Genomic DNA, 20,990 nt, shown 5'->3' on the forward strand with positions numbered 1-20,990 from the left:
CGTTCGGCGCCCTGTTGCGGCTCGCCTCGGCGGTCCCCCCGCTGGCCGTCCGCGGTCCCTCCGTCACCGTCCTGGACTTCGCCGAGCGGCCCGAGTGCCCCGGCCGGCCGTGACGGGAACGCGTGACGGCCCGCCGACGGGGCCGGCGGGCCGTCACGCGTGCGCGGGTCAGCTGGTCCGCTCGTACCTCCAGACGGGCGGGACTTCGTCGGGGCCGAACAGGCGGACGGTCAGCTGGGCGTCCATCCCGTGCGTGTCCAGATGGAGGCGCTCACCGGACGCCGTGTGGTTGCTCAGGGACACACCCGACCGGTTGGGCGACTCGCGCCACATGAAGCCGTCGTCGTCGGGACGGAAGGCGTTCAGGGTGACCGTGTTGCCCGACTGCGGCGGTGAACCGGCCGCCGTCGAGTTGATGTACTTCCCGCCGTAGGTCAGGTAGTAGCAGCTGTCGTTGCCGCTCCTGCCCGCGTAGATCAAGCGGATCCGCTCGCTAGGCAGGTCCTGGTCACGGCTCACGTTCACCGGGGTGCCCTCCGCGGTGTCCCCGTACTCGACGTTGAGCACCAGGGGCACCGTGGTGGCGTCCACCAGGTCGATCTCGTCGACGGCCTCCGCCTCGTCTGGCGGCTGGAGGAACCAGCGCTGGGCGGGATCGGCCTGGTCGAACTCGCGGCCCTGCGGCTCCTCGCCGGTGCTCCAGGGGACGGCGGTGAGGATCTGACTGGTGGCCATGTTCTCCAGGACCCACGTCCCGTCGCCCTGGTCGACGACGAGCCACAGCTGGGTGGGCCCCCGGTCCTCGTTCTGCAGCACCACCGGTGCTCCGGTGGCGGGGAGGGACTGGCCCAGGTAGGCGCCGCTCGCGGTGTGGAGCACCCGGAAGTAGCCGGGGTACTCGGGATCCGCCTGCAGGGTGAACTCCTGGGCGGCCCGGTTGGCCCGGTTCACCGGCAGGTCGACGACCTGGCCGGTGCCGCTGCCGCTGCCGGAGCGGGCGGCGGCAGCGGAGCTGCCGGCGTTGCGCAGCACGACCGGTGTGTCCGTCGGCACGGTCCGGGCCAGGGGCCGGGGCACGGGCCGCGGACCGCTGTTGGGCAGGTTGCTGAACTCGTAGAGGACGGGATGGTGGTCCGAGATCCCGGCGGAGGGCAGGTCCAGCCGGGTGATGTGCGCGGCGCTCACCGCGTTCGGGGCGTCGCCGACGGTGCGGGGCAGGACCGCGTAGTCGTACCGGCTGACCGGCCTTCCCGCCGGATACGTGGGCTCCTCGCCGGCGCGCACCCGGTACGGGGCGGTGACGCCGCCGAGTTCCAGGGCGAGGCCGAGCGGCTCGCGGTTGAAGTCGCCGAGGGCGACCCAGTGCAGCGGCGTCCCGTTGGGGCCCGCGGTCCGCATCCGCGCCTCGATGTTGGCCAGGAGCACGGGGACGTCGGTGCCGTTGGCCTGCGAGTCCCCGTGCAGGGTGAAGTAGACGACGTCGCCGACGCGGACGCCGAGCGCCGGCCGGCCGGTGTGCACTCCCGCGGCGGTCCTTCCGGGCACGACGAAGACGCGTCCCTCCGCGTTGGGTTCCAGGATCGGATCGTAGACGCGGTCCCTGGTCCAGACGGCGAGGTTCGCCCGGGCGGTGTTCGCCAGCCTGTTGGTGTCCGTGTGGAGCCAGTACACGTAGCCGTGCGTCTGGGCCGCCGTGCCGATGCGGTACTCCCGGACCGGCGGATAGTTCACGCGCGGATCGTCCCCGTACGTCCGGCCGAACTCCGACTGTTCGATGAGGGCGAGTGTCCCCGGCCGTTGGTACTCGCTCCCCGGGGGCGGGGTGCCGGCCTCCTGCAGCGCGATGACGTCGGCGTCGTTGGTGTCCGCCAGGGCGCGCACTCCCGAGGTCCACTTGAAGTTGCCCCGGTTGACGCCCGAGCCGAGCATGTTCCAGGTGATCGCGTTGCGGCGGGCCTCGTCACGGGGCTCGATCTCGCCGCCGGTGTCGCGCAGGAACAGGGAATGGCGTTTGCCGACGTCGAGGGTCGCCACTCCCTGGCCCCGGTAGTCCAGGGCCTCCCGGCCGGTCCAGTCCGCGATGGGCTGCCCGGCCTGGCCGAGCGGCAGGAACCGGCGGGGGTCGTCGTCGGCGGAGCCGAACCGGAAGGCCGTGCCGGAGCGGGTGCCGTACGGGGCGTACGGTTCGAACGGCCCGCCCGGGGTGGTCTGTTTGACGAGGGTGTTGTTGTAGAAGACGTTCTGCGGGCCGGAGGAGCCGGACCACTTGCCCGCCTTGGGGCCGGCCGCCCACCAGATCGGGTACCAGGTCCCCTCGTCGATCTCGCCGCCCTCGCCGCCGCAGTTGGCCCGGCAGCTGCCCGAGCGGTGTTCGTAGGGGATCCGTACGGTGTTCTGCTCGAAGAGGTTGTTGTGCTCCCAGCCGCCGTGCAGGTTGAGGTCGGAGTCGAGGTCGTTGCGGAAGGCGACGTTGCCGCCGGCCGACCACTGGAAGGTGAAGTGACGCAGGTTGCGGCTGAGGTTGTGGGCCCACAGGGAGTCCCAGACGCGGCTGCCGCGCAGGTAGCCGTTGCCGCCCTTGCCCTTGTTCCAGGCGCCGTCGAAGCTGTTGCGCTCGATCTGGAGGTTGCGGGCGTTCTCGGTGACGATCGGGTGCGAGCCGGTCATCTCGGCCTTCAGCCCGCGCGCCCAGCTGTTGGCGGCCCACTTGAAGACGATGCCGTGCATCGCGTACTCGGGCGCCAGGTTGCCGTAGTTGTGCACGGCCTGATCGGGGGTCAGGTCGTACGTTCCCTGACCGCCGATCTTCGGCAGGCCGTTCATGTCCTGGGTGAAGGCGAAGTCCTCGAAACCGACGCCCTCGACCGCCTTCAGCGGGGTGACCTTGCTGGCGTACGGCGTGCCGCTGCCGGTCAGCGGATCGGAGCCGTCCGACTCGGAGTTGACCGGAAGGTCCCACTCCAGCGGGCGGTCCAGGGTGATCGTCTTGTTGTTGACGTCCACGCCGGTGGCCCGGAACATCTGCTGGCGCATGTGGAGGGCTTCGATCATGCCCGGGTCGGTGATGCCCTGCTGCTCGTAGAACTTCCTGCTGTTGGCCGCGCCCACCCAGACGTAGCCGCCGAGCCGGAACTTCTTCATGTCGGCCTTCGGGTCCAGCCGCACGACGGTGTGGCCCTGGCGGCCCGCGAAGCCCGGGTCGCCGTCCCGGGCGGCGACCTTGATGCCGGACACCCAGTGCTGGTTGACGCTGCCCTCGAAGATGTCCTTGCGCATCGGGAGGGTCGAGGCGGCCGCCCAGTCGTCCTTGTACCGCTCCGCCACGTCGCGGGTCTGGACCCGGAACATGCCGCGGCCCGGCCACATCCAGCCGCCCGTGCCGACGTCGCTCCCGGTGCCGGCCACCATGCCGTCCTGGTCCCAGCGGCCGTTGATCACCGTGTCGTAGCGGGTGCTGAGGTCGGGCCGGAACACCAGGCGGGTGCCGCCCTCGCCGGAGCCCTGACCGCGCAGCGTCAGGAAGTCGGCGTCGACGTAGACCTGCCGGGAGAGGTCGACGCGTCCGGTCGGCAGCTCGATGAGCGAGAGCCGGTCGAAGTTGGCCGTCGGCGAGCAGGCGCTCCTGATGTCGTCGATCGCCTTCTGCAGCCCGGCGGTGTCGTCGACCCCGTCGTCCGGCCGGACCTGGTAGCCGGAGGCGAGCTCGGCCGGGGTGATCCGGCAGGCGGCGTCGGTGCTCCGGGAGGTCTCGCCGCTGGGCGGCTGCCGACCGCCCCGGTAGCCGACGCGGGACCAGTCGGGCATGCCGTCGGGCGGGCCGGTGCGGTTGGCGGAGCTCAGGTCCGGTCCGGACGCGCCGGGACCGGCCGGTGGCGGGTCCGCCGCCGGGACGGGCGCCGCAACCGTCTCCCGGGGAACGGGAACGGGCACCGCCGCGGCGGTCCCGGGTATCAGCAGGGCGAGCAGCAGGCCGGACAGCAGCCCGGCCGCCGGTCGGAGCGGTTTCACGTGATGTCCACCTCGGCGTTCTCGTCGTGTCGCGCGCATGCGGGGGAGCGCGGGAGACCGGCCCGGGATCACCACTGCGGGGCCGAGGGCTTGGGCAGGGCCGCGAGGTCGTAGACGCGCTTCCACAGGACGCCGTTGTGGCCCCCGCCCGTGCCGTTGATGACGTAGTACAGCTCGGTGCCGGCGATCACGGCCAGGGGCGTCCTGCCGTACGTGCTCGCGAAGCTCGGCTCCTCGTAGTACCCGCTCCACCCGCCGTCGCGGGAGATCAGGTAGCTGCCGATGGTGGAGTCGCGGTCCTCGGTGAGGCTGATCACGCCCCAGCCGTTGCGGGACAGCGCGACGGACGGGGCCTGCCTCGTCCAGCCGTAGGAGTTCGCGGCGAAGATCTGACGGGGCGTCGTCCAGCCGGAGGTCCCGTACCGCTGGCGGGACAGGTAGACGCGGTTGTCGGTGCCGGTGAAGGCGAGGACGACCTGGTTCCAGGGCGCGGGATCGTTGTTGTCGGTGTCCACCTGGGCGGCCAGGGCCGGCGCGTCCTTGCTCAGCGCGCCCGGAACCAGGGAGGGAGTGCCGTAGGAGGCGGTCTGGCCGTTGTAGTACATCGTCCAGATGTCGTCGTTGGACTGGCTGTTCCAGGCCAGCATGAAGGAGTTTCCGGGCAGCGCGGCGGCCGCCACCGGCACGGTGTCGGTGGTGCGCGTGTCGTTGGGGATCCTGGTCCAGTCGGGCAGGGTGGCGGGCAGCTGGTAGCCGGTGTCGAGCTGGACGCGGTGCTGGTAGACGTGGCCCTCGGTGCCGGTGTGGAAGATCCGGAAGTTGCCGCGGCCGCCGTCGTCGGTCCAGATCACCCGCGGGGACGTCCACGTCTGCGCGTTGGGCAGCGCGCGGGCGGGCCCGTTGTTCAAGGAGATCCAGATGGTGTCGTTGTCCCCGCCGCGCCAGGCGTGCAGGATGTTGCCGCGGTTGTCGCGGGCCTCTCCCGGGGTGGACCTGCTGGTGATCGCCCCGCCGGCGTACGTCACCGGCTTCCAGTCGCTGCCCTCACCGGGGAAGCTCAGGGCGGAGATGCCGGCGTCGGCCCCGGCCGGTGCGGTGCCGGCCGGTGCGGCCCCGGCGGTGGCCGGCACCGTGACGGCGCTCGCGGCGGCCAGGGTGGCGACGAGCGCCACCGCCGCCGTGCGGAAGGTGTTCGGCTTGCTGGGCATTTCTTCCTCCGGTTTGCTCTCGAACGGGGGTGCGCGCGGCGCGCCCGGGAGCGGGGGCCGCGCGGGAGCGGGGGCCGAACCGCGGTGTGCGGCAGAGGCGTCGGCGCCCCGCGCGTCAGCGCGGCCGCCGCGTCGCACCGGCCGCGCCGGCGGCCACCGGGTTCCTGACGTGGTGGCCGCCGACGTGCTGACACCAGTCATGACAAGGTGGCCGCGCCGGATGTGACACCTGTCCGGCGGACGTCTGTCCGGTCCGCGCGCTGATGCATGATGGGCGGGGCCCGAGTTGATCAGGGTCAGGGCCTCGGACTGCGTGGTGGTGATGGATGGCGGACGGCGCTCCCAGGCGTGGACGGCGCCGGCTGCTCGGGCGGCGTGGCGAGTGCGGAGCGCTGGACGAGGTGATCGCCGGCGCCCGGAGCGGCCGGGGCCGGGCGCTCGTGCTGCGCGGTGAGCCGGGAGTCGGCAAGTCCGCCCTGGCGGAGTACCTGGTGGACGGCGCGACGGGGTGTCAGGTCCTGCGGGCCGTCGGCGTCGAGCCCGAGATGGAGCTGGCGTTCGCCGGGCTGCACCAGCTGTGCGTGCCCCTGCTGGGAGGGCTCGACCGGCTGCCCGGCCCCCAGCGTGACGCCCTGTCCGTCGCGTTCGGACTGAGCGCGGGCGGCGCGCCGGACCGGTTCCTGGTCGGTCTGGCGGTGCTCAGCCTGGTGGCCGGGGCGGCGGAGGAGCGGCCGCTGGTCTGTGTCGTGGACGACGCCCAGTGGCTCGACCGGGTCTCCGCCCAGACGCTGGCCTTCGTCGCCCGCCGGCTGCTGGCGGAGCGGGTGGCGCTGGTGTTCGCGATACGCGCGTCGGAGCCCGCCGAGGGCGGTGACCCCTTCGGGGGGCTGCGCGAGATCGTCGTCCGGGGGCTGCGCGACGACGACGCGCGGGCGCTGCTGGAATCGGTCGTCCCCGGTCGGCTGGACGAGCGGGTGCGGGACCGCATCGTGGCCGAGACCCGCGGCAACCCGCTGGCGCTGCTGGAACTGACCCGCGGTCTGAGCGCGGCGGAGCTGGCCGGCGGGTTCGGGCGCCCGGACGTCCGCCCGCTGGCGAGCCGGATCGAGCAGAGCTACCTGAGGCGGATCGGATCGCTGCCCCTCGCGGCGCAGCGGCTGCTGCTGGCGGCGGCCGCGGAGCCGGTGGGGGACGTCTCGTTGCTGCGGCGGGTCGCCGAACGGCTCGACATCGGCGCGGACGCCGCGGGAGCGGTGGAGGCGACGGGGCTGGTCGAGTTCGGCACGCGGGTGCGGTTCCGTCATCCGCTGGTGCGCTCGGCGGCCTACCGCGCGGCCGACCCGACCGTGCGCCGGGACGTGCACCGCGCGCTGGCCGAGGCGACCGATCCCGACTTCGACGCGGACCGCCGGGCCTGGCACCGCGCCCACGCGGCGGTCGAGCCCGACGAGGCGCTGGCGGGCGCGCTGGAACGCTCGGCCGGCCGGGCCCAGGCCCGCGGCGGGATCGCGGCCGCGGCGGCCTTCTTCAGGCGGGCGACCGAGCTGACACCCGATCCGGTCCGGCGCGGGACGCGGGCGGCGGCCGCCGCGCAGGCCGCGTTCGACGCGGGGTCACCCGACGCGGCGCTCGAACTCCTCGCCGCGGCGCGGCTGAGCCCGTCCGACGAGGTGCAGCAGGCCCGGCTGACCAGGCTGCACGCCCGGGTGGTCTTCGCCCGCAGACGCGGCGGGGAGGCGCTGCCCCTGCTGCTGGACGCGGCCGGCCGGCTGGCGCGGGTGGGTGACCCGGAGGCCCGTGAGGCGTACCTCGACGCCCTCGGATCGGCGGTCTTCGCCGGGCGCCTCGGCGACGGCCCCGGTGTGCGCGAGGTCGCCGAGGCCACCCGGACGGCGCCGCCCGGGGCGCGCCCGCCGCGGCCGACGGACCTCCTGCTCGACGGCCTGGTGACCTGGTTCGCCGAGGGCTGCGGCCCCGGGGGTCCGCACCTGCGCGCCGCGCTGGGGGCGTTCGGGCGGGCCGCCGGACACGAGGGCGGCGACGTCATGCGCTGGCTCTGGCTGACGTGGCTGGTGGCCGGGGAGATGTGGGACGACGGGACGTGGCACCGGCTGACCGAGCACGCGGTCAGGTCGGCCCGCGAGAGCGGCGCCCTCAACGTCCTGCCGCTGGCCCTCGGCTACCGGGCCGCCCTGGCCGTGCACGCCGGCGCCTTCGACCTCGCCTCGGCGCTCATCGACGAGGCCGACTCCCTGACGGAGGTGACCGGCCACTCGCCGATGGCGTACCCCGCGCTGCTGCTCATGGCCTGGCGCGGCGAGGGCGCCCGGGCCGCCGAGGTGATCCGCGACGCCGCCGGTGACGCGGTGTCCTGGGGGGAGGGGCGGGCGACCGGCCTCGAACACCACCTCCTCGCCGTCCTGTACAACGGCCTCGGCCGGTACCGGGACGCCCTCGACCACGCCGTCCGGGCGGTGGAGCACGAGCACCTGGGCACCGCCTACCGGGCACTGAGCCGGGCCGGGGTCGCGGGGTTCGCGCAGCGCGCGTGGCGCGAACTGCGCGCCACGGGCGCGGCGGCGCCCAGGCGCACGGCCGAGGCGCGCACCGCCCTGACCGCGCAGGAGGCGCGGATCGCGGCCCTGGCCGGCGGGGGGATGACGAACCCCGAGATCGGGGCCCAGCTGTTCATCAGCCCGCACACGGTGGAGTGGCACCTGCGCAAGGTCTACACGAAGCTCGGCGTCACCTCCCGCAGGCAGCTCGGCGGCGCCCTGCTCGAAGCGGCCCCGGTCACGGCCTGAGCTCCCGGCGCGGGCCGCGCCTCCCGGTGCCCGCCCGGTACCCCGGGGTGCCACCGGGGGGGGCAGGACCAGGCACTCTCCGAGGCGTCACCGAGGGGGCACGGCGGGAGCGTGGTCCCGAGGGCATCGACGGATGCCGTGGGTGAAACGGAGCCGTGGTGACCGTGTCCATAGACCTGTCCGGCCTGCTCGCGGAGTCCCGGCCGTCCGCCGGGGAAGACTCCCTGGACGAGGCCGCGGCCGTCTTCGAGGAGCTGCGGCCGCGGCTGTTCGGCATCGCGTACCGGATGCTGGAGAGCGCGGTCGAGGCGGAGGACGTGGTCCAGGACGTGTGGCTGCGCTGGCAGAAGGCCGACCGCTCGGCCGTGCTCAGCCCGTCCGCCTTCCTGTCCCGCGCCACCGCCCGGCTGGCCATCAAACGTGGCCCGGTCCGCCCGCTCGCGCCGGCAGACCTCCATCGATCCCTGGCTGCCCGAGCCCGTCGACCCCGGCGGCGCCCCCGCGGCCGGGGTGCAGCGGGCGGAGGAGCCGGCCTCCGCGCTGCTCCTGCTCCTGGAGCGGCTGACGCCCACGGAGCGGGCGGTGTACATCCTGCGCGAGGCCTTCGACTACGCCTATGCCGACATCGCCGGGATGCTGCGCCTGAGCGTCGTCAACGTCCGCAAGATCACCAGCCGGGCCCGCAAGCGTCTGGTGGCGGGGCAGCGGGAAGCCGTGGACGCAGGGGAGCACCGGCGGCTGCTGGAGGTGTTCGTCGGGGCCGTCCGGACCGGGGACGTCGCCTCCCTGGAGTCGCTGCTGGCGCCGCACGGCGCGGGCGGCCCGCCGGCCGGGCCGGCCGGCGGGCGGCAGGGGCGCCCGGACCGGAACCGCGCAGTGGCCCCGTACGTCCCAACCAGGGGTGATGGCCGGGGGGACGGGCCGCCCGGCACGTTAGGCTGCATCTTCGGGGAGCGGCCTGGTGCCGCCATGAGGACGACGTCGGGACCGGCGTGCGGGCCGCGGGGACCTGATCGGGCCCCGGCCGGTGCCGCCGTGGGTCCCGTCCTGCCACGGAGGTACTGGCCTTGCTGCACATCGACGCCTGGATCGAAGGCGTACCACCGGGCGCGGTGTACGCCCTGGTGGCTCTGATCATCGGACTGGAGTCGCTGGGGATTCCGCTGCCCGGGGAGATCGCCCTGGTCTCCGCCGCCCTGCTGTCCGCGCGCGGCGTGGTCAGCCCGGTCTGGGTGGCGGTCTGCGCGATCCTCGGCGCGATCATCGGCGACTCGATCGGCTACTCGATCGGCCGCAGGGGCGGCAAGCCGCTGTTCGAGAAGCTCGGGCGGAGGTTCCCCAAGCACTTCGGCCCCAGCCACCTGGCCACCGCCGAGCGCTCCTTCCAGAAGTGGGGCATGTGGGCGGTCTTCTTCGGCCGCTTCATCGCCCTGCTGCGGATCTTCGCCGGGCCGCTCGCCGGCGCGCTGAAGATGCCCTACTGGAAGTTCCTGATCGCCAACGTCCTCGGCGGCGTGGTCTGGGCCGGCGGCACCACCCTGCTGGTCTACCAGGTCGGCAAGGTCGCCGAGCAGTGGCTGTCCAAGTTCTCCTGGATCGGCCTGCTCGCCGCAGTGGCCGGCGGCGCCCTCTCGGCGTGGCTGATGAAGCGCCGGGCGGCCAAGGCGGCCGAGGCCCACGAGGCCGAGGACGCGGCGGCGCAGGACCGGGCGGGCGAGGCGCCCGCCACCACGACGGTCGTCGCGCCCGCCGCGGACTGACCGGCCCGGGCCCGCGAGGGTCCACCCCGGTCCACCCGGGTCCACCCGGACCGTCACGCCCGCCGCTGCCCGGACGTCGTCCCGGCAGCGGCGTTCGCGTGAGCCGGGCACCGGGCACCGGGCACCACACCGGGCACTGAGCACACTGAAGTACTGAGCACCGAGCACCGAGCACGACGGAGAAGTGGGAACAGCATGAGGATCGGACTCCTGGGCACCGGACCCTGGGCGCAGCGGGTGCACGCGCCCGTCCTGGCGGAGCACCCCGGCGTGGAGTTCGCGGGCGTCTGGGGCCGCCGCCCGGAGGCGGCCGAAGCGCTCGGCGCGCAGTACGGCGTCCCCGGCCACGCCGACCTCGACGGGCTGCTCGCCGGGGTCGACGCCGTCGCCATCGCGCTGCCCCCGACCGTGCAGGCCGACCTCGCGGTGCGCGCCGCCGAGGCCGGCTGCCACCTGCTGCTGGACAAGCCGGTGGCGCTGACCGTCCCCGACGCCCGCCGGGTGGCCGAGGCGGCCGAGGCGCACGGCGTCGCGTCCGTGGTCTTCTTCACCGTGCGCTTCGGCGGCGACCAGTTGCCGTGGATCGAGGAGCAGGCGGCCGTCGGCGGCTGGTTCACCGGCCGCTCGGACTGGTTCGGCTCGGTGTTCGCCCCCGACTCCACCAGCCCGTACGCCGCCTCGGCCTGGCGCGAGGAGAAGGGCGCGCTCTGGGACGTCGGCCCGCACGCGCTCTCCGTGCTGCTCCCGGTCATCGGCGACGCGACCGCCGTCACCGCCGTGGCCGGGCCGCTGGACACCGTCCACCTCGTGCTGCGCCACGTCGGCGGCGCCTCCAGCACCCTGGGGCTGAGCCTGACCACCCCGGTGGCCGGCGGCGGCACCGGGATGGAGTTGCGCGGCGAGTCGGGCACCGTCCACCTGCCGGCGCGCGGGGAGGGGCCGATCGCGGCCTACCACCGCGCCCTGGACGCCCTCACCACCGCCGCCCGCACCGGCGAGCCGCACCCGTGCTCGGCCGCCTTCGGCCTGCGCACCGTCGAGATCCTGGCCGCCGCCGAGCGCTCGCTGGCCACCGGCGCGACCGTCGAGGTCTGAGCACCCGCCCCGCCGACGCCCCGCCCGCCGGCCTACCGCCCGCCGTCAGCCGCCCAGCAGCCGGTCCGCGAACTCCCGCACCCGCTCGCCGGTGATGCCCTCGCGCTGCTCGACGGCGAGCGGGTGGTCGGTGGGTTCCAGCTCGATCAGCGGACGCCGGCCGACGGCCCGGGTGTGCACGTGGGTCTTGAGCAGCAGCGTGGACTGCGGGTAGAGCGGCAGCTCGGTCGTCAGCCAGCCGAAGTACGGCGGCTCCTGCTCGCGCGCCGGGTCCTCCCACAGGTCGTGCATCCGGGCGAAGTTCGCCTCGCTCAGCGAGACCCACACTCCCCAGGAGAACGGCTCGTCGCCGTCCAGGACCGGGATCTCGATCAGGCCGTGGACGTAGAACTCGCGGTCCTTGATCACGCACTGGTCGGCGGTCAGCTCGCTGTCCCGGCGCCGGGCGTAGCGCGGCTTCCAGCCCTCCGGCGCGGGGGCTCCGTAGGACAGCGGCGGACCCTCGTGCCGGTCGGCGCAGCAGGAGCAGTCGAAGAAATGTTCGATCGGCATGGCGCCGAGCACAGAGCAGCGGGCCGGGGCCGCGGCAACGCGCCGTGCTCAGCCCTCCGGGTGGGCCGCCGGGCGGCGGTCGGCGGGGCGGGCCGGGGGGATCGACGGGGCCCGGAAGTCCCGCGGGCCGGTCCACAGCGCGGGGACGGCGTCGCTGCGGCGGGCCAGCTCGTAGGCGAGCGGCTCGTAGTTGACCCGCCAGCCGTGGAAGTGCGGCCAGGCCTCGGCGGCGGGCCGCTCGTGCGGGAAGCCGGCGGCCGCGAGCATGGCCACCGCGGCGTCGAACTCGGTGTAGCCGAGGCGGATCGGCGCGTCCGGGGCCGGGTCGGCGTCGAAGTCGACGCGCAGCGAGCGGCCGATGTCGCGCAGTGCGGTGAACCCCGCCCGCAGCACCAGCCGGGCCTCGGGCGGGGCGCTGCGCGGGCAGACGGCCAGGTGGACGGCGGCGGCGTCCATGACGGCGATCAGCCCGACCACCCAGCTGCGGTTGGGCTGCGGGGAGCGGAAGGAGATCAGCACGGGGTAGTTGGAGTGGCTCTCGCCGATGTCGGCGGCGAGCCGCTCCCAGTCCCGGTAGAGCTGGGGCAGGGCGGTCTCGGTGTCCACCAGGGACTGCCGGGCGAGCAGCTCGGGGCCCCAGGCGGGTTCGCCGGCCCGGGACTGCAGCAGCGTCACCTCCAGCTCGCGGCGGTTGTAGGCGGCGTAGAGGGTCGGCAGGTAGGCGATCTGCAGGGCGATCACCAGCGGGCCGCTGGCGGCGGCGAGGAAGTCGATCAGGGAGAGGTGGAGCCGCTCACCGCTGGCGAAGCCGAGGGTGAAGAGGCTGGAGCCGGCCTCGCGCACGGCGACCGTCCAGCTCAGCTCGGAGGTGCCGTGCAGTATCAGGGTGTAGGAGACCAGCATGCCGCCGAGCCAGACGGCCAGCATGCCGGTGAGCATCAGCGGGGCCAGCCAGGTCTGTGCCCGGTCCTGCGCGCGGTAGGTCCCGAAGGGCGCGGCGGCGAGGCCCAGGGCCTTGCGCAGGATGCGCCACAGGCCGTGCACCAGCGAGGAGTACAGGCCGCGCGGGACGACGAGCGTGCGCAGGATGCTGGCGATGACGAGCAGCAGGAGCAGCACGCCCGCGGCGGTGTGGATCAACCTCATGGCGCACATTGTGACGGTCCGCCGGGGGCCGCCGTGACCGCCGCCGGCGCGCCGGTGCGGGCACGGCGGGGATTGACAGGGAGCGGCCGCCGACTGAATGCTGAGCAAGCGCTTAGTCACCACCGGCGCCGCCGGCCGACGAACGGAGACTGCCCGTGCCCGAGACCACGCCGGAGCCGCCCGCCCCGCCCGGGCTGGACCTGGAGCGGCTGCGCGCCCACCTCGACCGCGAACGGCCCGGCACGGTCACCGGCCCGCTGCGCGCCGAGCTGATCGAGGGCGGCCGCTCCAACCTCAGCTACCGGCTCACCGACGGCGTCACCGTCTGGGTGCTGCGCCGGCCCCCGCTCGGGCACGTGCTCGCCACCGCGCACGACATGGGCCGCGAGTACCGGGTGATGACCGCGCTGCGCGACACCGGCGTGCCGGTGCCCGCCACCGTCCACCTCGACCCGGGGGCGGAGGTGCTCGGCGCGCCCTGGTACCTGATGGCGTACGTGCCCGGCACCGTGCACCGGGACGCCGCCGCCCTCGCCGCGCTCGGCGAGCGGCGGGTGCGCGGCATCGGCGAGGCCCTGGTGGACACCCTCGCCGACCTGCACCGGATCGACCCGGCGGCCGTCGGGCTCGCCGACTTCGGCCGGCCCGACGGCTACCTGGAGCGGCAACTGCGGCGCTGGTCGTCCCAGTTGGATGCCTCGCGCAGCCGCGAGCTGCCCGGCGCCGACCGGCTGCGCGAGCTGCTCGCCGCCGGCCGCCCGCACTCCCCGGCGCCCGCCCTGGTGCACGGCGACTACCGGCTGGACAACGTGCTGGTCGCCGAGCGGGACGGGCGGGACGCCGTCGCCGCCGTCCTGGACTGGGAGATGTCCACCCTCGGCGACCCGCTCACCGACGTCGGGCTGCTGGTGATGTACACCGAGCTGGCCGGCGTCGGCGGCGGCCTCATCCCCTCCGCCGCGACCGCCCCCGGCTTCCCGTCCAGCGCCGAACTGGTCGCCCGCTACGCCGGGTCGACCGGCCGGGAGGCCGCCGCGCTGGACTGGTACGTCGCCTTCGCCTGCTACAAGCTCGCCGTCGTCGCCGAGGGCATCCACTACCGCTACCGGCAGGGGCGCACCCTGGGAGCCGGCTTCGAGCGCGCGGGCACCATGGCACCCCTCCTCGTCGACCACGGCCTCACCACCCTGAAGGGACACTGACCGATGGACTTCGCCTACGACCGGCGCACCCTCGAACTGCGCGAGCGGCTCACGGAGTTCATGGACCGGCACGTCCACCCCGCCGAACCGGTGCTGGCCGCCCGGCTCGCCGACCCGCGCCGGCCCACCTGGGAGGTGCCGGCGGTGATCGCCGACCTGCGGGTGGAGGCGCGCAAGCAGGGGCTGTGGAACCTCTTCCTGCCCGGCGAGCACGGCGCCGGGCTGACCAACCTCCAGTACGCGCCGCTCGCCGAGATCACCGGCCGCAGCCCGCACCTCGCCCCGCCCGCCCTCAACTGCGCCGCCCCCGACACCGGGAACATGGAACTGCTCGCCGGGTTCGGCAGCCCCGAGCAGCGCGAGCGCTGGCTGGAACCGCTGCTCGACGCCCGGATCCGCTCCGCCTTCGCGATGACCGAGCCCGGCGTCGCCTCCTCGGACGCCGCCAACATCGCCACCCGGATCGAGCGCGACGGCGACGAGTACGTCGTCAACGGCCGCAAGTGGTACGTCAGCGGCGCGATGAACCCGGACTGCGCCGTCCTCATCGTGATGGGCATGACCGACCCGCAGGCCGAACCGCACCGCCGGCAGAGCATGATCCTGGTGCCGCGCGACACCCCCGGCGTGACGGTGCGGCGCGGCATGACGGTGTTCGGCTACGACGACGCCGACCACGGCGGCCACGCCGAGATCACCTTCGAGGACGTCCGCGTCCCGGCCGACCACCTGATCGGCGAGGAGGGCTCCGGTTTCGCCATCGCCCAGGCCCGGCTCGGCCCGGGGCGCGTCCACCACTGCATGCGGCTGATCGGCATGGCCGAACGCGCGCTGGAGCTGACCTGCCGGCGGGTCCTCGACCGCACCGCCTTCGGCGCCCCGCTCGCCGAGCAGGGCGTGGTCCAGGACTGGATCGCCGAATCCCGGGTCCGCATCGAGCAGCTGAGGCTGCTGGTCCTCAAGACCGCCTGGCTGATGGACACCGTCGGCAACCGGGGCGCGCACACCGAGATCCAGGCCATCAAGATCGCCACCCCGCGCACCGTCGAGTGGATCCTGGACAAGGCCGTCCAGGCGCACGGCGCGGCCGGCGTCAGCCAGGACACCCCGCTCGCCGCGCTGTGGGCGGCCGCCCGGACGATCCGGCTGGCGGACGGGCCGGACGAGGTGCACAAGCGCTCGCTGGCCCGGCGGGAGCTGCGCCGTCACCGCTGACCCCCGGGCCGCACCCCCTCCCGGAGACCGACACCCCCGCCCGGGTCATACCCGGGTAGCACCCGGAGGGTTGGCTCCGCGGTATGACGTCCGCCCACCGGCCCGGCCCGTACTGTCGCCGTACGGGCCGGCCGACGGGCGGCGGGCCCCCGCACGGGGACAGGGGAGCTGGGGAGCATGCGCGAACGGGGCCGGGGACAGGACGCCCGCAGTCAGTGGGGAGCGCGGGGCCTGCGCAGGGGCGTCGCCGTCGCCCTGGCGGCCACGACGGTGCTGGGCGCCGCCGGGACGGCGGCGCCCGCCTCGGCCGCCCCGGCCGTCGCCGAGCGCCGGGCCCGGGCCGCCCTCCCGCTGCCCACCGGGCCCTACGCGGTCGGCACCACCGACCTGCGCCTGGTCGACCCCGGCCGCGAGGACCCCTGGCGGCCGGGACGCGCCCGCGAACTGATGATCAGCCTCTGGTACCCGGCCAGCCGCCCCGCGTACGGCGACGAGCGCGCGCCCTACATGGTGCCGCGCGCCGCCCGGCACTTCGGCGGCCCGGACGGCGCCGCCGCCTTCAACTACGGCGCCGAGCCCGGCCGCACCGACTGGTCCGCGGTCCGCACCCACGCCCGCCCCGACGCCCCGCCGCTGCTCGGCGCCGGGCCGCGCCCGGTGGTGCTCTGGTCCGCCGGGCTCGGCGACCCCCGCACCTGGGGGACCGGCCTGGTCGAGGACCTCGCCTCGCGCGGCTACGTCGTGGTCACCGTCGACCACCCCTACGAGGCCTCCGAGGTGGCCTTCCCAGACGGGCGGCTGGCCACCTCGGTGTTCCCCGCGCTCGCCGCCCAACCCGGCCTGGACATCGGCGCGCTGCTGCGCAAGGCGCTGGCCGTCCGGGTCGCCGACATCCGCTTCGTCCTGGACGAGCTGGCCGCGCTGCGCACCGACGGCCGGCTCCCGGCGGCCCTGGCCGGCTCGCTGGACCTCGGCCGGATCGGCATGGCCGGCCAGTCCGCCGGCGGGTTCACCGCCGCCCAGGCGATGCACGACGACCCCCGGATCAAGGCCGGCGTCAACCTGGACGGCCAACTGCACTTCCCCGGCCCGGACGGCACCGGCGTGCACCTGGGCGGCGTCGCCGAGGACGGTCTGGACCGCCCGTTCCTGCTGATGGGCACCGAGAGCCCGGACTCCGGCCCCTACACCGGCCAGCCCGGCTGGGCCGCCTTCTGGCAGCACACCCGCGGCTGGAAGGCGGACGTCACCCTGCTCGGCTCGCGGCACGGCTCGTACACCGACGCGCAGGCGCTGCTGCCCCAGCTCGCCCGCCAGGGCGCGGTGCCGGCCGAGGCCGTGCGCGGCGACATCGGCGACGTCCGCCCGGAGCGGGCGGTGCTCGCCACCCGCGCGTACGTGGGCTCCTTCTTCGACCGCTGGCTGCGCGGCCACGACGACCACCTGCTCGACGGGCCCTCGGCGCGCTTCCCGGAGATGCGCTTCGAGGGCTGACGGCAGGGCTGACCGCCCGTCATCTCGCCAGCTCGGACTCCGGGTTGGCGGCGTCCCAGGCCCGGCGGGAGTCGACGATGGCGTCGTGGTGGCCGTAGGACCAGTCGGCCATCGCCCGCACCAGGTGGGTCAGGCTGTGCCCGAGCGCCGTCAGCTCGTACTCCACCTGCGGCGGGATCGTCGGGTGGACGGTGCGGGAGACCAGGCCGTCGCGCTCCAGCCGCCGCACCGTCAGGGTCAGCATCCGCTGCGAGATGCCCGGCACGGCGCGCTGCAGCTCGCGGAACCGCCGTACGCCCTGGGCGAGTTCGACCACCACCAGGACCGTCCAGCGGTCGCCGAGCCGGTTCAGCAGGTCACGGATCCCGCAGTCCACGCCGTCCTCGCACCAGACCACCGGACGGTCGGTGCCGGCCGGGGTGGTTACCGCGGTGTGCCCCACTGACATCGAAGTGCCTCCTTACGACGGAGGCCCAGCCTATCCAGGATGGTCACCGGGCCGCCGGGCGGGGGCGCGGGGCCCGGCGGCGACCTCTCGCCCGCCACCGACCCGATACCGATCCTCGGAGGAACGATGCTTCTCGTCACGGGTGCCAACGGCGGCCTCGGCTCGCTGGTGCTGGAGCGGCTGGCCGCACGGCCCGGCGGCCCGGCGGGCGTGCTGGCCGGCAGCCGCACACCGGAGCGGGCGGCGCGGACCGGCGTCCCGGTGCGCACGGTCGACTTCGACCGGCCGCGGACCCTGGACACGGCCTTCGCGGGGGTGCGGACGCTGCTGCTGGTCTCGGCCGGCTACGGCGAGGACGACGTGGTGATCGCCCGGCACCGGGCGGCGATCGAGGCGGCCGAACGCGCCGGGGTCGGGCACGTCGTCTACACCAGCCTCTCCGGCGACGGCGACCACCTCGCCTACGCGCTGGCCCACCGCTGGACCGAGCGCCGGCTGCGCGAATCGGCCACGCTGCGCTGGACGGTCCTGCGCAACGGTCTCTACGCCGAACTCCTCGGCTTCCTGGCCCGCCCCGATGCCGAGGGCGTGATCACCGCCCCGCTCGGCGACGGCCGGCTGGCGGCGGTCGCCCGGGCGGACCTCGCCGAGGTCGCGGCGCGGGTGGCGCTGGCGCCGGACGGGCACGCGGGCCGGGTCTACGAACTGGTCGGCGAGGAGGCGGTGGGCGGCGCGGACGTCGCCGCCGCGCTCACCCGCGGCACCGGCCGCCCGGTCGTGTACCGCCCGGGCACCCTCGCCGGGGCCCGGGCGGCGGTCGCGGCCTCGGGCGCCGAGGCCTTCCAGGTGCCGATGCTGGCGAGCACCTGCTCGGCGATCGCGCACGGCTTCCTGTCCGGCCCCGGCAAGCCCGGCGACCTCGCCGCGCTGCTCGGCCGCGCCCCGCGTCCGGCCCTCGACGTCATCGCGGCCGGCCCCGACGCGGCCCGGTGACCACCGTGCCCGGCCCGGCCGGCGGCGCGAACGGCCCGGCCGACGGTGCGGGCCCCGGCGCGGCCCGCGGCGGTGCGCCGCCGGTCACAGGCCGCCGGCGAGGGTCACGCCGCCGTCCACCACCACGGTCTGGCCGGTGATCCAGGCGGCGTCGGGGGAGAGCAGGAAGGCCACGGCGCCCGCGACGTCCTCGGGCACGCCGAGCCGTCCCAGCGGGTAGGCGGCGGCGACCTGCTCCTCGCGGCCCTCGTACAGCGCCTCGGCGAACCTCGTCTTCACCACGGCGGGGGCGACGGCGTTGACCCGGATGCCCTGCCCGCCCAGTTCGGCGGCGAGTTCGGCGGTGAGCCGGATCAGCGCGGCCTTGGAGACCCCGTACATGCCGATGCCGGGCGAGGCGCGGATCCCGGCCACCGAGGCGACGTTGACCACCGAGCCGCCGTGCTCGCCCATCCACGCGGCGTGCGCGCGGCGGGTCCAGGCCAGCGGGGCGAGCACGTTGACGGCGAGGATCTTGGCGGCGGCGGCCTCGTCGACGGTCAGCACCGGGCCGTGGACGGGGTTGATGCCGGTGTTGTTGACCAGGTGGTCGAGCCGGCCGAAGGCCTCCAGGGTGCGGGTGACGGCCTCCTCCTGGTGGGCCGGGTCGTCGGCGCGTCCGGCGACGCCGATGGCCACCTCCGGGCCGCCGAGGTCGCGGACCGCCTCGGCGAGCGGCTCGGGGGTTCGGGCGGTGAGGCAGACCTTCGCCCCCCGGGCGACCAGCTCGCGTGCGATGCCGAGGCCGATGCCCCGGCTCGATCCGGTGACGAGGGCCACCCGGCCCTTGAAGGAGTTCACCACGGGGGGTCCTTTCGGCGTGGAGCGCGGCCGGCGGGGCCGCTGACCAAGCGCTTGCTCAGCATGGTGCGGGTGCGAGACCCTGTCAACAGCCCGGCGGCCCCGCGAGGCGAACGCCCGTACGGCTGCCCGGACCACCGATCTGCGAGGATGGCGCCATGACCAGCACGCCCATCGCCGACCTCTGGCCCACCCTGCCCGGCGGCGCCGACGCCCGCCCGGAGGCGGCGTACCGGCTGCTCCAGGCCGCCGTGGAGTCCTTCGCCGAGCGCGGCTTCCACGCCACCACCACCCGGGACATCGCCACCGGCGCCGGGATGAGCCCGGCCGCGCTGTACATCCACTACCCGTCCAAGGCGGCCCTGCTGGCCGAGATCAGCCGGGTCGGGCACGCCGCGACGCTGGAACTGGTCCGCGCGGCGGCGGCCGGCGAGGGCGGCCCGGTGGCGCGGATGCGGCGCCTGGTCGAGGAGTTCACCGTCTGGCACGCCCGGGCGCGGACGGTCGGCCGGGTGGTCAACTACGAGTTGCACGCGCTCCCGCCGGACGCCTACGCGGTGGTCTCGGCGCTGCGGCTGGACATCGAGCGCGAGGTCGGCACGCTGATCGAGGAGGGCCGGGCGGCCGGGGACTTCGAGGTCGCCGAGGTCCGCACGGCCGCCCGCGCGGTCACTTCGCTGGGCATCGACGTGTCCCGCTGGTACACCGAGCGCAGCAGCGAGACGCCGGAGGAACTCGGCCGCCGATACGGCGAGTTGGTGCTCCGGATGCTGGGCGCCGCGCGCTGGTCTCCCGGGCTCGTCAGCCGTCCTTGACGGCGGTGTGCACCAGCCAGGCGACGTGGTGGCGCAGCTCGTACATCTCCACGGTGGACCGCAGCCCCAGCCACTGCTCGGTGGCGCCGCAGCGCCGCAGCACCGCGTACGGCAGCCGGAAGTAGGCGTACAGCGCCTCGGTGGTCGGCAGGTAGTAGCGGGTGGCGTCCAGTTCCTCCTCCAGCCGGAACCCGGCGCGGGTGACCAGGGCGCCGAGCGTGCGACTGGTGTAGTGCCGGGCGCCGGGCAGCACCATCGCGTCCAGGAAGGGCTCCAGCAGCGCCCGCTGGCGGGCGGGCATCTCGGCGCGCGGGACGGCGGCCGGGCCGAGCAGCACCAGCCGCCCGCCCGGGCGCAGCAGGCGGTGGAACTCGGCCAGCGCGCGGGCGGGGTCGTGGGCGTGGCAGAGCGTCTCCATCGCGTAGACGCCGTCGAACGAGCCGTCCGGGTACACCAGGTCGTGGAAGTCGCCCCAGGCGAAGGCGGTGCGGTCCTCCAGGGCGGTCCGGGCGCTGAGCCGGCGCGCCTCGCGGACGTGGAAGTCCATCAGGTCGACGCCGGTGACCCGCAGGCCGAAGTCGGCGGCGAGCCGCCGGGCGACCACACCCGAGCCGCAGCCGGCGTCCAGGACCAGGGAGCCGGGAGGCAGGGCCAGCTTGCGGCCGAGCACGGCCTCCAGCCGGCGCTGCGCGCGCCAGCAGTGCCACTTGGACTGGCCGGGCTCGGTCCAGCCCCAGTGCCGGGCGCGGCGGCAGACCAGGGTGTAGAAGAGCCGGTGGCCGGGGGTGCCGTAGACGCGTCGCAGCCCGCCGAGATCGAGCCCGCCGCCGACGTCTTCGACCATCGCACCCGCCCGGCCTTCCGCTGATCGGCGCCTCGCCGTCCCGGTCACGCTACCGAGCGGCCGGGTGCGGCGCCGGTCCGGTACGCCCGGACGGGCGGCGGCGGCGGAGGGCCAGGCCCCCCGGTGTCAGCCCGACCGGGGCCGGGTGGCGGCGAGCAGGGCGTCCAGCAGGCCGGGGAAGCGGGCGTCGAGGTCGGCGCGGCGCAGCGAGACGTACCGGTTGCGCCCGGCGACCCGGGTGGTGGTGACGCCGGCCTCGCGGAGCACCCGCATGTGGTGCGAGACGGTCGACTTGTGGAGGTGTTCGAGGCCGAGGTGGCGCGGGTCGCAGGAGTGCTCCGCGCCGTCCGCGTAGCTGGTCAGCAGGCGCAGCCGGACCGGGTCGCCGAGCGCGTGCAGCACCGTGACCAGGTCGATCTCGGCGGGGGCGGGCTGGGGCAGCCGCTCGTCGTCGGTCATGGCCGGCGGCCTCCTCGGGGTCGGGCGCGGGGTGCGGCGCGCGGGCGGGACGGTTTGACAATCATCCACCAATCCGTACTGTTTGGCGAGCATCAAACTGTTGCATT

At 75.1% G+C, this 20,990-nt stretch carries 17 protein-coding genes and 1 pseudogene; 10 read left to right on the plus strand and 8 right to left on the minus strand.

Features of this window, described 5'->3' with window-relative positions:
• Nucleotides 1–168 precede the first annotated feature (168 nt).
• Entirely contained in the window at nt 169–4,008 is a 3,840-nt protein-coding gene (locus ABT093_RS21640) for an RICIN domain-containing protein (RefSeq protein ID WP_350566605.1), read from the minus strand.
• A gap of 68 nt (nt 4,009–4,076) precedes the next feature.
• Nucleotides 4,077–5,216: a hypothetical protein gene (locus ABT093_RS21645; protein WP_350566607.1), complete on the minus strand. Its 1,140-nt coding sequence runs from the start codon at nt 5,214–5,216 to the stop codon at nt 4,077–4,079.
• A gap of 326 nt (nt 5,217–5,542) precedes the next feature.
• Between ABT093_RS21645 and ABT093_RS21650 the strand changes: the two genes are divergently transcribed.
• The 5 genes and pseudogenes from ABT093_RS21650 to ABT093_RS21665 all read left to right on the plus strand — a co-directional run bounded on the left by ABT093_RS21650 (nt 5,543) and on the right by ABT093_RS21665 (nt 10,875).
• On the plus strand, nt 5,543–8,020 hold the full coding sequence (locus ABT093_RS21650; protein WP_350566608.1) for a helix-turn-helix transcriptional regulator: 2,478 nt from the start codon (nt 5,543–5,545) through the stop codon (nt 8,018–8,020).
• A 287-nt stretch (nt 8,021–8,307) separates the two neighbouring features.
• Nucleotides 8,308–8,379 (plus strand): annotated as a pseudogene (locus tag ABT093_RS41005) (hypothetical protein); the annotation flags it as partial.
• Between the two features lie 61 nt (nt 8,380–8,440).
• Nucleotides 8,441–9,154, plus strand: coding sequence for a sigma factor-like helix-turn-helix DNA-binding protein (locus ABT093_RS41010; RefSeq protein WP_502884278.1), 714 nt, complete (start codon nt 8,441–8,443; stop codon nt 9,152–9,154).
• On the plus strand, nt 9,091–9,780 hold the full coding sequence (locus ABT093_RS21660) for a DedA family protein (protein ID WP_350566680.1): 690 nt from the start codon (nt 9,091–9,093) through the stop codon (nt 9,778–9,780). Before ABT093_RS41010 ends, ABT093_RS21660 begins: the two co-directional genes overlap by 64 nt.
• A gap of 195 nt (nt 9,781–9,975) precedes the next feature.
• A complete protein-coding gene (locus tag ABT093_RS21665) occupies nt 9,976–10,875 on the plus strand; it encodes a Gfo/Idh/MocA family protein (RefSeq protein WP_350566610.1) in 900 nt (299 codons plus the stop codon).
• 45 nt (nt 10,876–10,920) lie between these two features.
• On the opposite strand, the gene ABT093_RS21670 is transcribed toward ABT093_RS21665, so the two are convergent.
• Together ABT093_RS21670 and ABT093_RS21675 are read right to left on the minus strand one after the other, a co-directional pair.
• A complete protein-coding gene (locus tag ABT093_RS21670) occupies nt 10,921–11,427 on the minus strand; it encodes a DUF2199 domain-containing protein (RefSeq protein WP_350566612.1) in 507 nt (168 codons plus the stop codon).
• Nucleotides 11,428–11,475: 48 nt separating this feature from the next.
• Entirely contained in the window at nt 11,476–12,573 is a 1,098-nt protein-coding gene (locus tag ABT093_RS21675) for a hypothetical protein (protein WP_350566614.1), read from the minus strand.
• Nucleotides 12,574–12,728: 155 nt separating this feature from the next.
• Between ABT093_RS21675 and ABT093_RS21680 the strand changes: the two genes are divergently transcribed.
• The 3 genes from ABT093_RS21680 to ABT093_RS21690 all read left to right on the plus strand — a co-directional run bounded on the left by ABT093_RS21680 (nt 12,729) and on the right by ABT093_RS21690 (nt 16,484).
• The gene (locus tag ABT093_RS21680) at nt 12,729–13,775 is read left to right on the plus strand and encodes a phosphotransferase family protein (RefSeq protein ID WP_350566616.1); all 1,047 of its coding nucleotides are present in this window, start codon (nt 12,729–12,731) and stop codon (nt 13,773–13,775) included.
• Between the two features lie 3 nt (nt 13,776–13,778).
• A complete protein-coding gene (locus ABT093_RS21685) occupies nt 13,779–14,990 on the plus strand; it encodes an acyl-CoA dehydrogenase family protein (RefSeq protein WP_350566618.1) in 1,212 nt (403 codons plus the stop codon).
• 177 nt (nt 14,991–15,167) lie between these two features.
• On the plus strand, nt 15,168–16,484 hold the full coding sequence (locus ABT093_RS21690) for an alpha/beta hydrolase family protein (protein ID WP_350566620.1): 1,317 nt from the start codon (nt 15,168–15,170) through the stop codon (nt 16,482–16,484).
• A gap of 19 nt (nt 16,485–16,503) precedes the next feature.
• On the opposite strand, the gene ABT093_RS21695 is transcribed toward ABT093_RS21690, so the two are convergent.
• Entirely contained in the window at nt 16,504–16,932 is a 429-nt protein-coding gene (locus ABT093_RS21695) for a winged helix-turn-helix transcriptional regulator (RefSeq protein WP_350566622.1), read from the minus strand.
• Nucleotides 16,933–17,058: 126 nt separating this feature from the next.
• Here ABT093_RS21695 and ABT093_RS21700 point away from each other — a divergent pair, with 126 nt between their 5' ends.
• A complete protein-coding gene (locus ABT093_RS21700; RefSeq protein ID WP_350566624.1) occupies nt 17,059–17,925 on the plus strand; it encodes an NAD(P)H-binding protein in 867 nt (288 codons plus the stop codon).
• A gap of 84 nt (nt 17,926–18,009) precedes the next feature.
• Here the strand turns inward: ABT093_RS21700 and ABT093_RS21705 are convergent, their stop codons facing one another.
• A complete protein-coding gene (locus ABT093_RS21705) occupies nt 18,010–18,768 on the minus strand; it encodes an SDR family oxidoreductase (RefSeq protein ID WP_350566625.1) in 759 nt (252 codons plus the stop codon).
• 155 nt (nt 18,769–18,923) lie between these two features.
• On the opposite strand from ABT093_RS21705, the gene ABT093_RS21710 reads away from it, so the two are divergent.
• Nucleotides 18,924–19,580 carry a TetR/AcrR family transcriptional regulator gene (locus tag ABT093_RS21710; protein ID WP_350566627.1) on the plus strand — a complete coding sequence of 219 codons (657 nt, stop codon included), beginning with the start codon at nt 18,924–18,926 and terminating at the stop codon, nt 19,578–19,580.
• Here ABT093_RS21710 and ABT093_RS21715 read toward each other — a convergent pair.
• Both ABT093_RS21715 and ABT093_RS21720 read right to left on the minus strand, forming a co-directional pair.
• Nucleotides 19,567–20,424: a class I SAM-dependent methyltransferase gene (locus ABT093_RS21715; RefSeq protein ID WP_350566629.1), complete on the minus strand. Its 858-nt coding sequence runs from the start codon at nt 20,422–20,424 to the stop codon at nt 19,567–19,569. The genes ABT093_RS21710 and ABT093_RS21715 overlap by 14 nt on opposite strands.
• A gap of 126 nt (nt 20,425–20,550) precedes the next feature.
• Nucleotides 20,551–20,883: an ArsR/SmtB family transcription factor gene (locus ABT093_RS21720; RefSeq protein WP_350566631.1), complete on the minus strand. Its 333-nt coding sequence runs from the start codon at nt 20,881–20,883 to the stop codon at nt 20,551–20,553.
• Between the last annotated feature and the right edge of the window lie 107 nt (nt 20,884–20,990).

The sequence above is a fragment of the Kitasatospora sp. NPDC002551 genome (genome assembly GCF_040296005.1).
Lineage (GTDB): Bacteria > Actinomycetota > Actinomycetes > Streptomycetales > Streptomycetaceae > Kitasatospora.

Excerpts from the sequence above, each read along its gene's own strand:
- ABT093_RS21675 (WP_350566614.1), bottom strand. The coding sequence starts at position 12,573 with ATGAGGTTGATCCACACCGCCGCGGGCGTGCTGCTCCTGCTGCTCGTC.
- ABT093_RS21700 (WP_350566624.1), top strand. The coding sequence starts at position 17,059 with ATGCTTCTCGTCACGGGTGCCAACGGCGGCCTCGGCTCGCTGGTGCTG.
- ABT093_RS21690 (WP_350566620.1), top strand. The coding sequence starts at position 15,168 with ATGCGCGAACGGGGCCGGGGACAGGACGCCCGCAGTCAGTGGGGAGCG.
- ABT093_RS21650 (WP_350566608.1), top strand. The coding sequence starts at position 5,543 with ATGGCGGACGGCGCTCCCAGGCGTGGACGGCGCCGGCTGCTCGGGCGG.
- ABT093_RS21715 (WP_350566629.1), bottom strand. The coding sequence starts at position 20,424 with ATGGTCGAAGACGTCGGCGGCGGGCTCGATCTCGGCGGGCTGCGACGC.
- ABT093_RS21710 (WP_350566627.1), top strand. The coding sequence starts at position 18,924 with ATGACCAGCACGCCCATCGCCGACCTCTGGCCCACCCTGCCCGGCGGC.
- ABT093_RS21695 (WP_350566622.1), bottom strand. The coding sequence starts at position 16,932 with ATGTCAGTGGGGCACACCGCGGTAACCACCCCGGCCGGCACCGACCGT.
- ABT093_RS21670 (WP_350566612.1), bottom strand. The coding sequence starts at position 11,427 with ATGCCGATCGAACATTTCTTCGACTGCTCCTGCTGCGCCGACCGGCAC.
- ABT093_RS21685 (WP_350566618.1), top strand. The coding sequence starts at position 13,779 with ATGGACTTCGCCTACGACCGGCGCACCCTCGAACTGCGCGAGCGGCTC.
- ABT093_RS21645 (WP_350566607.1), bottom strand. The coding sequence starts at position 5,216 with ATGCCCAGCAAGCCGAACACCTTCCGCACGGCGGCGGTGGCGCTCGTC.
- ABT093_RS21665 (WP_350566610.1), top strand. The coding sequence starts at position 9,976 with ATGAGGATCGGACTCCTGGGCACCGGACCCTGGGCGCAGCGGGTGCAC.
- ABT093_RS21720 (WP_350566631.1), bottom strand. The coding sequence starts at position 20,883 with ATGACCGACGACGAGCGGCTGCCCCAGCCCGCCCCCGCCGAGATCGAC.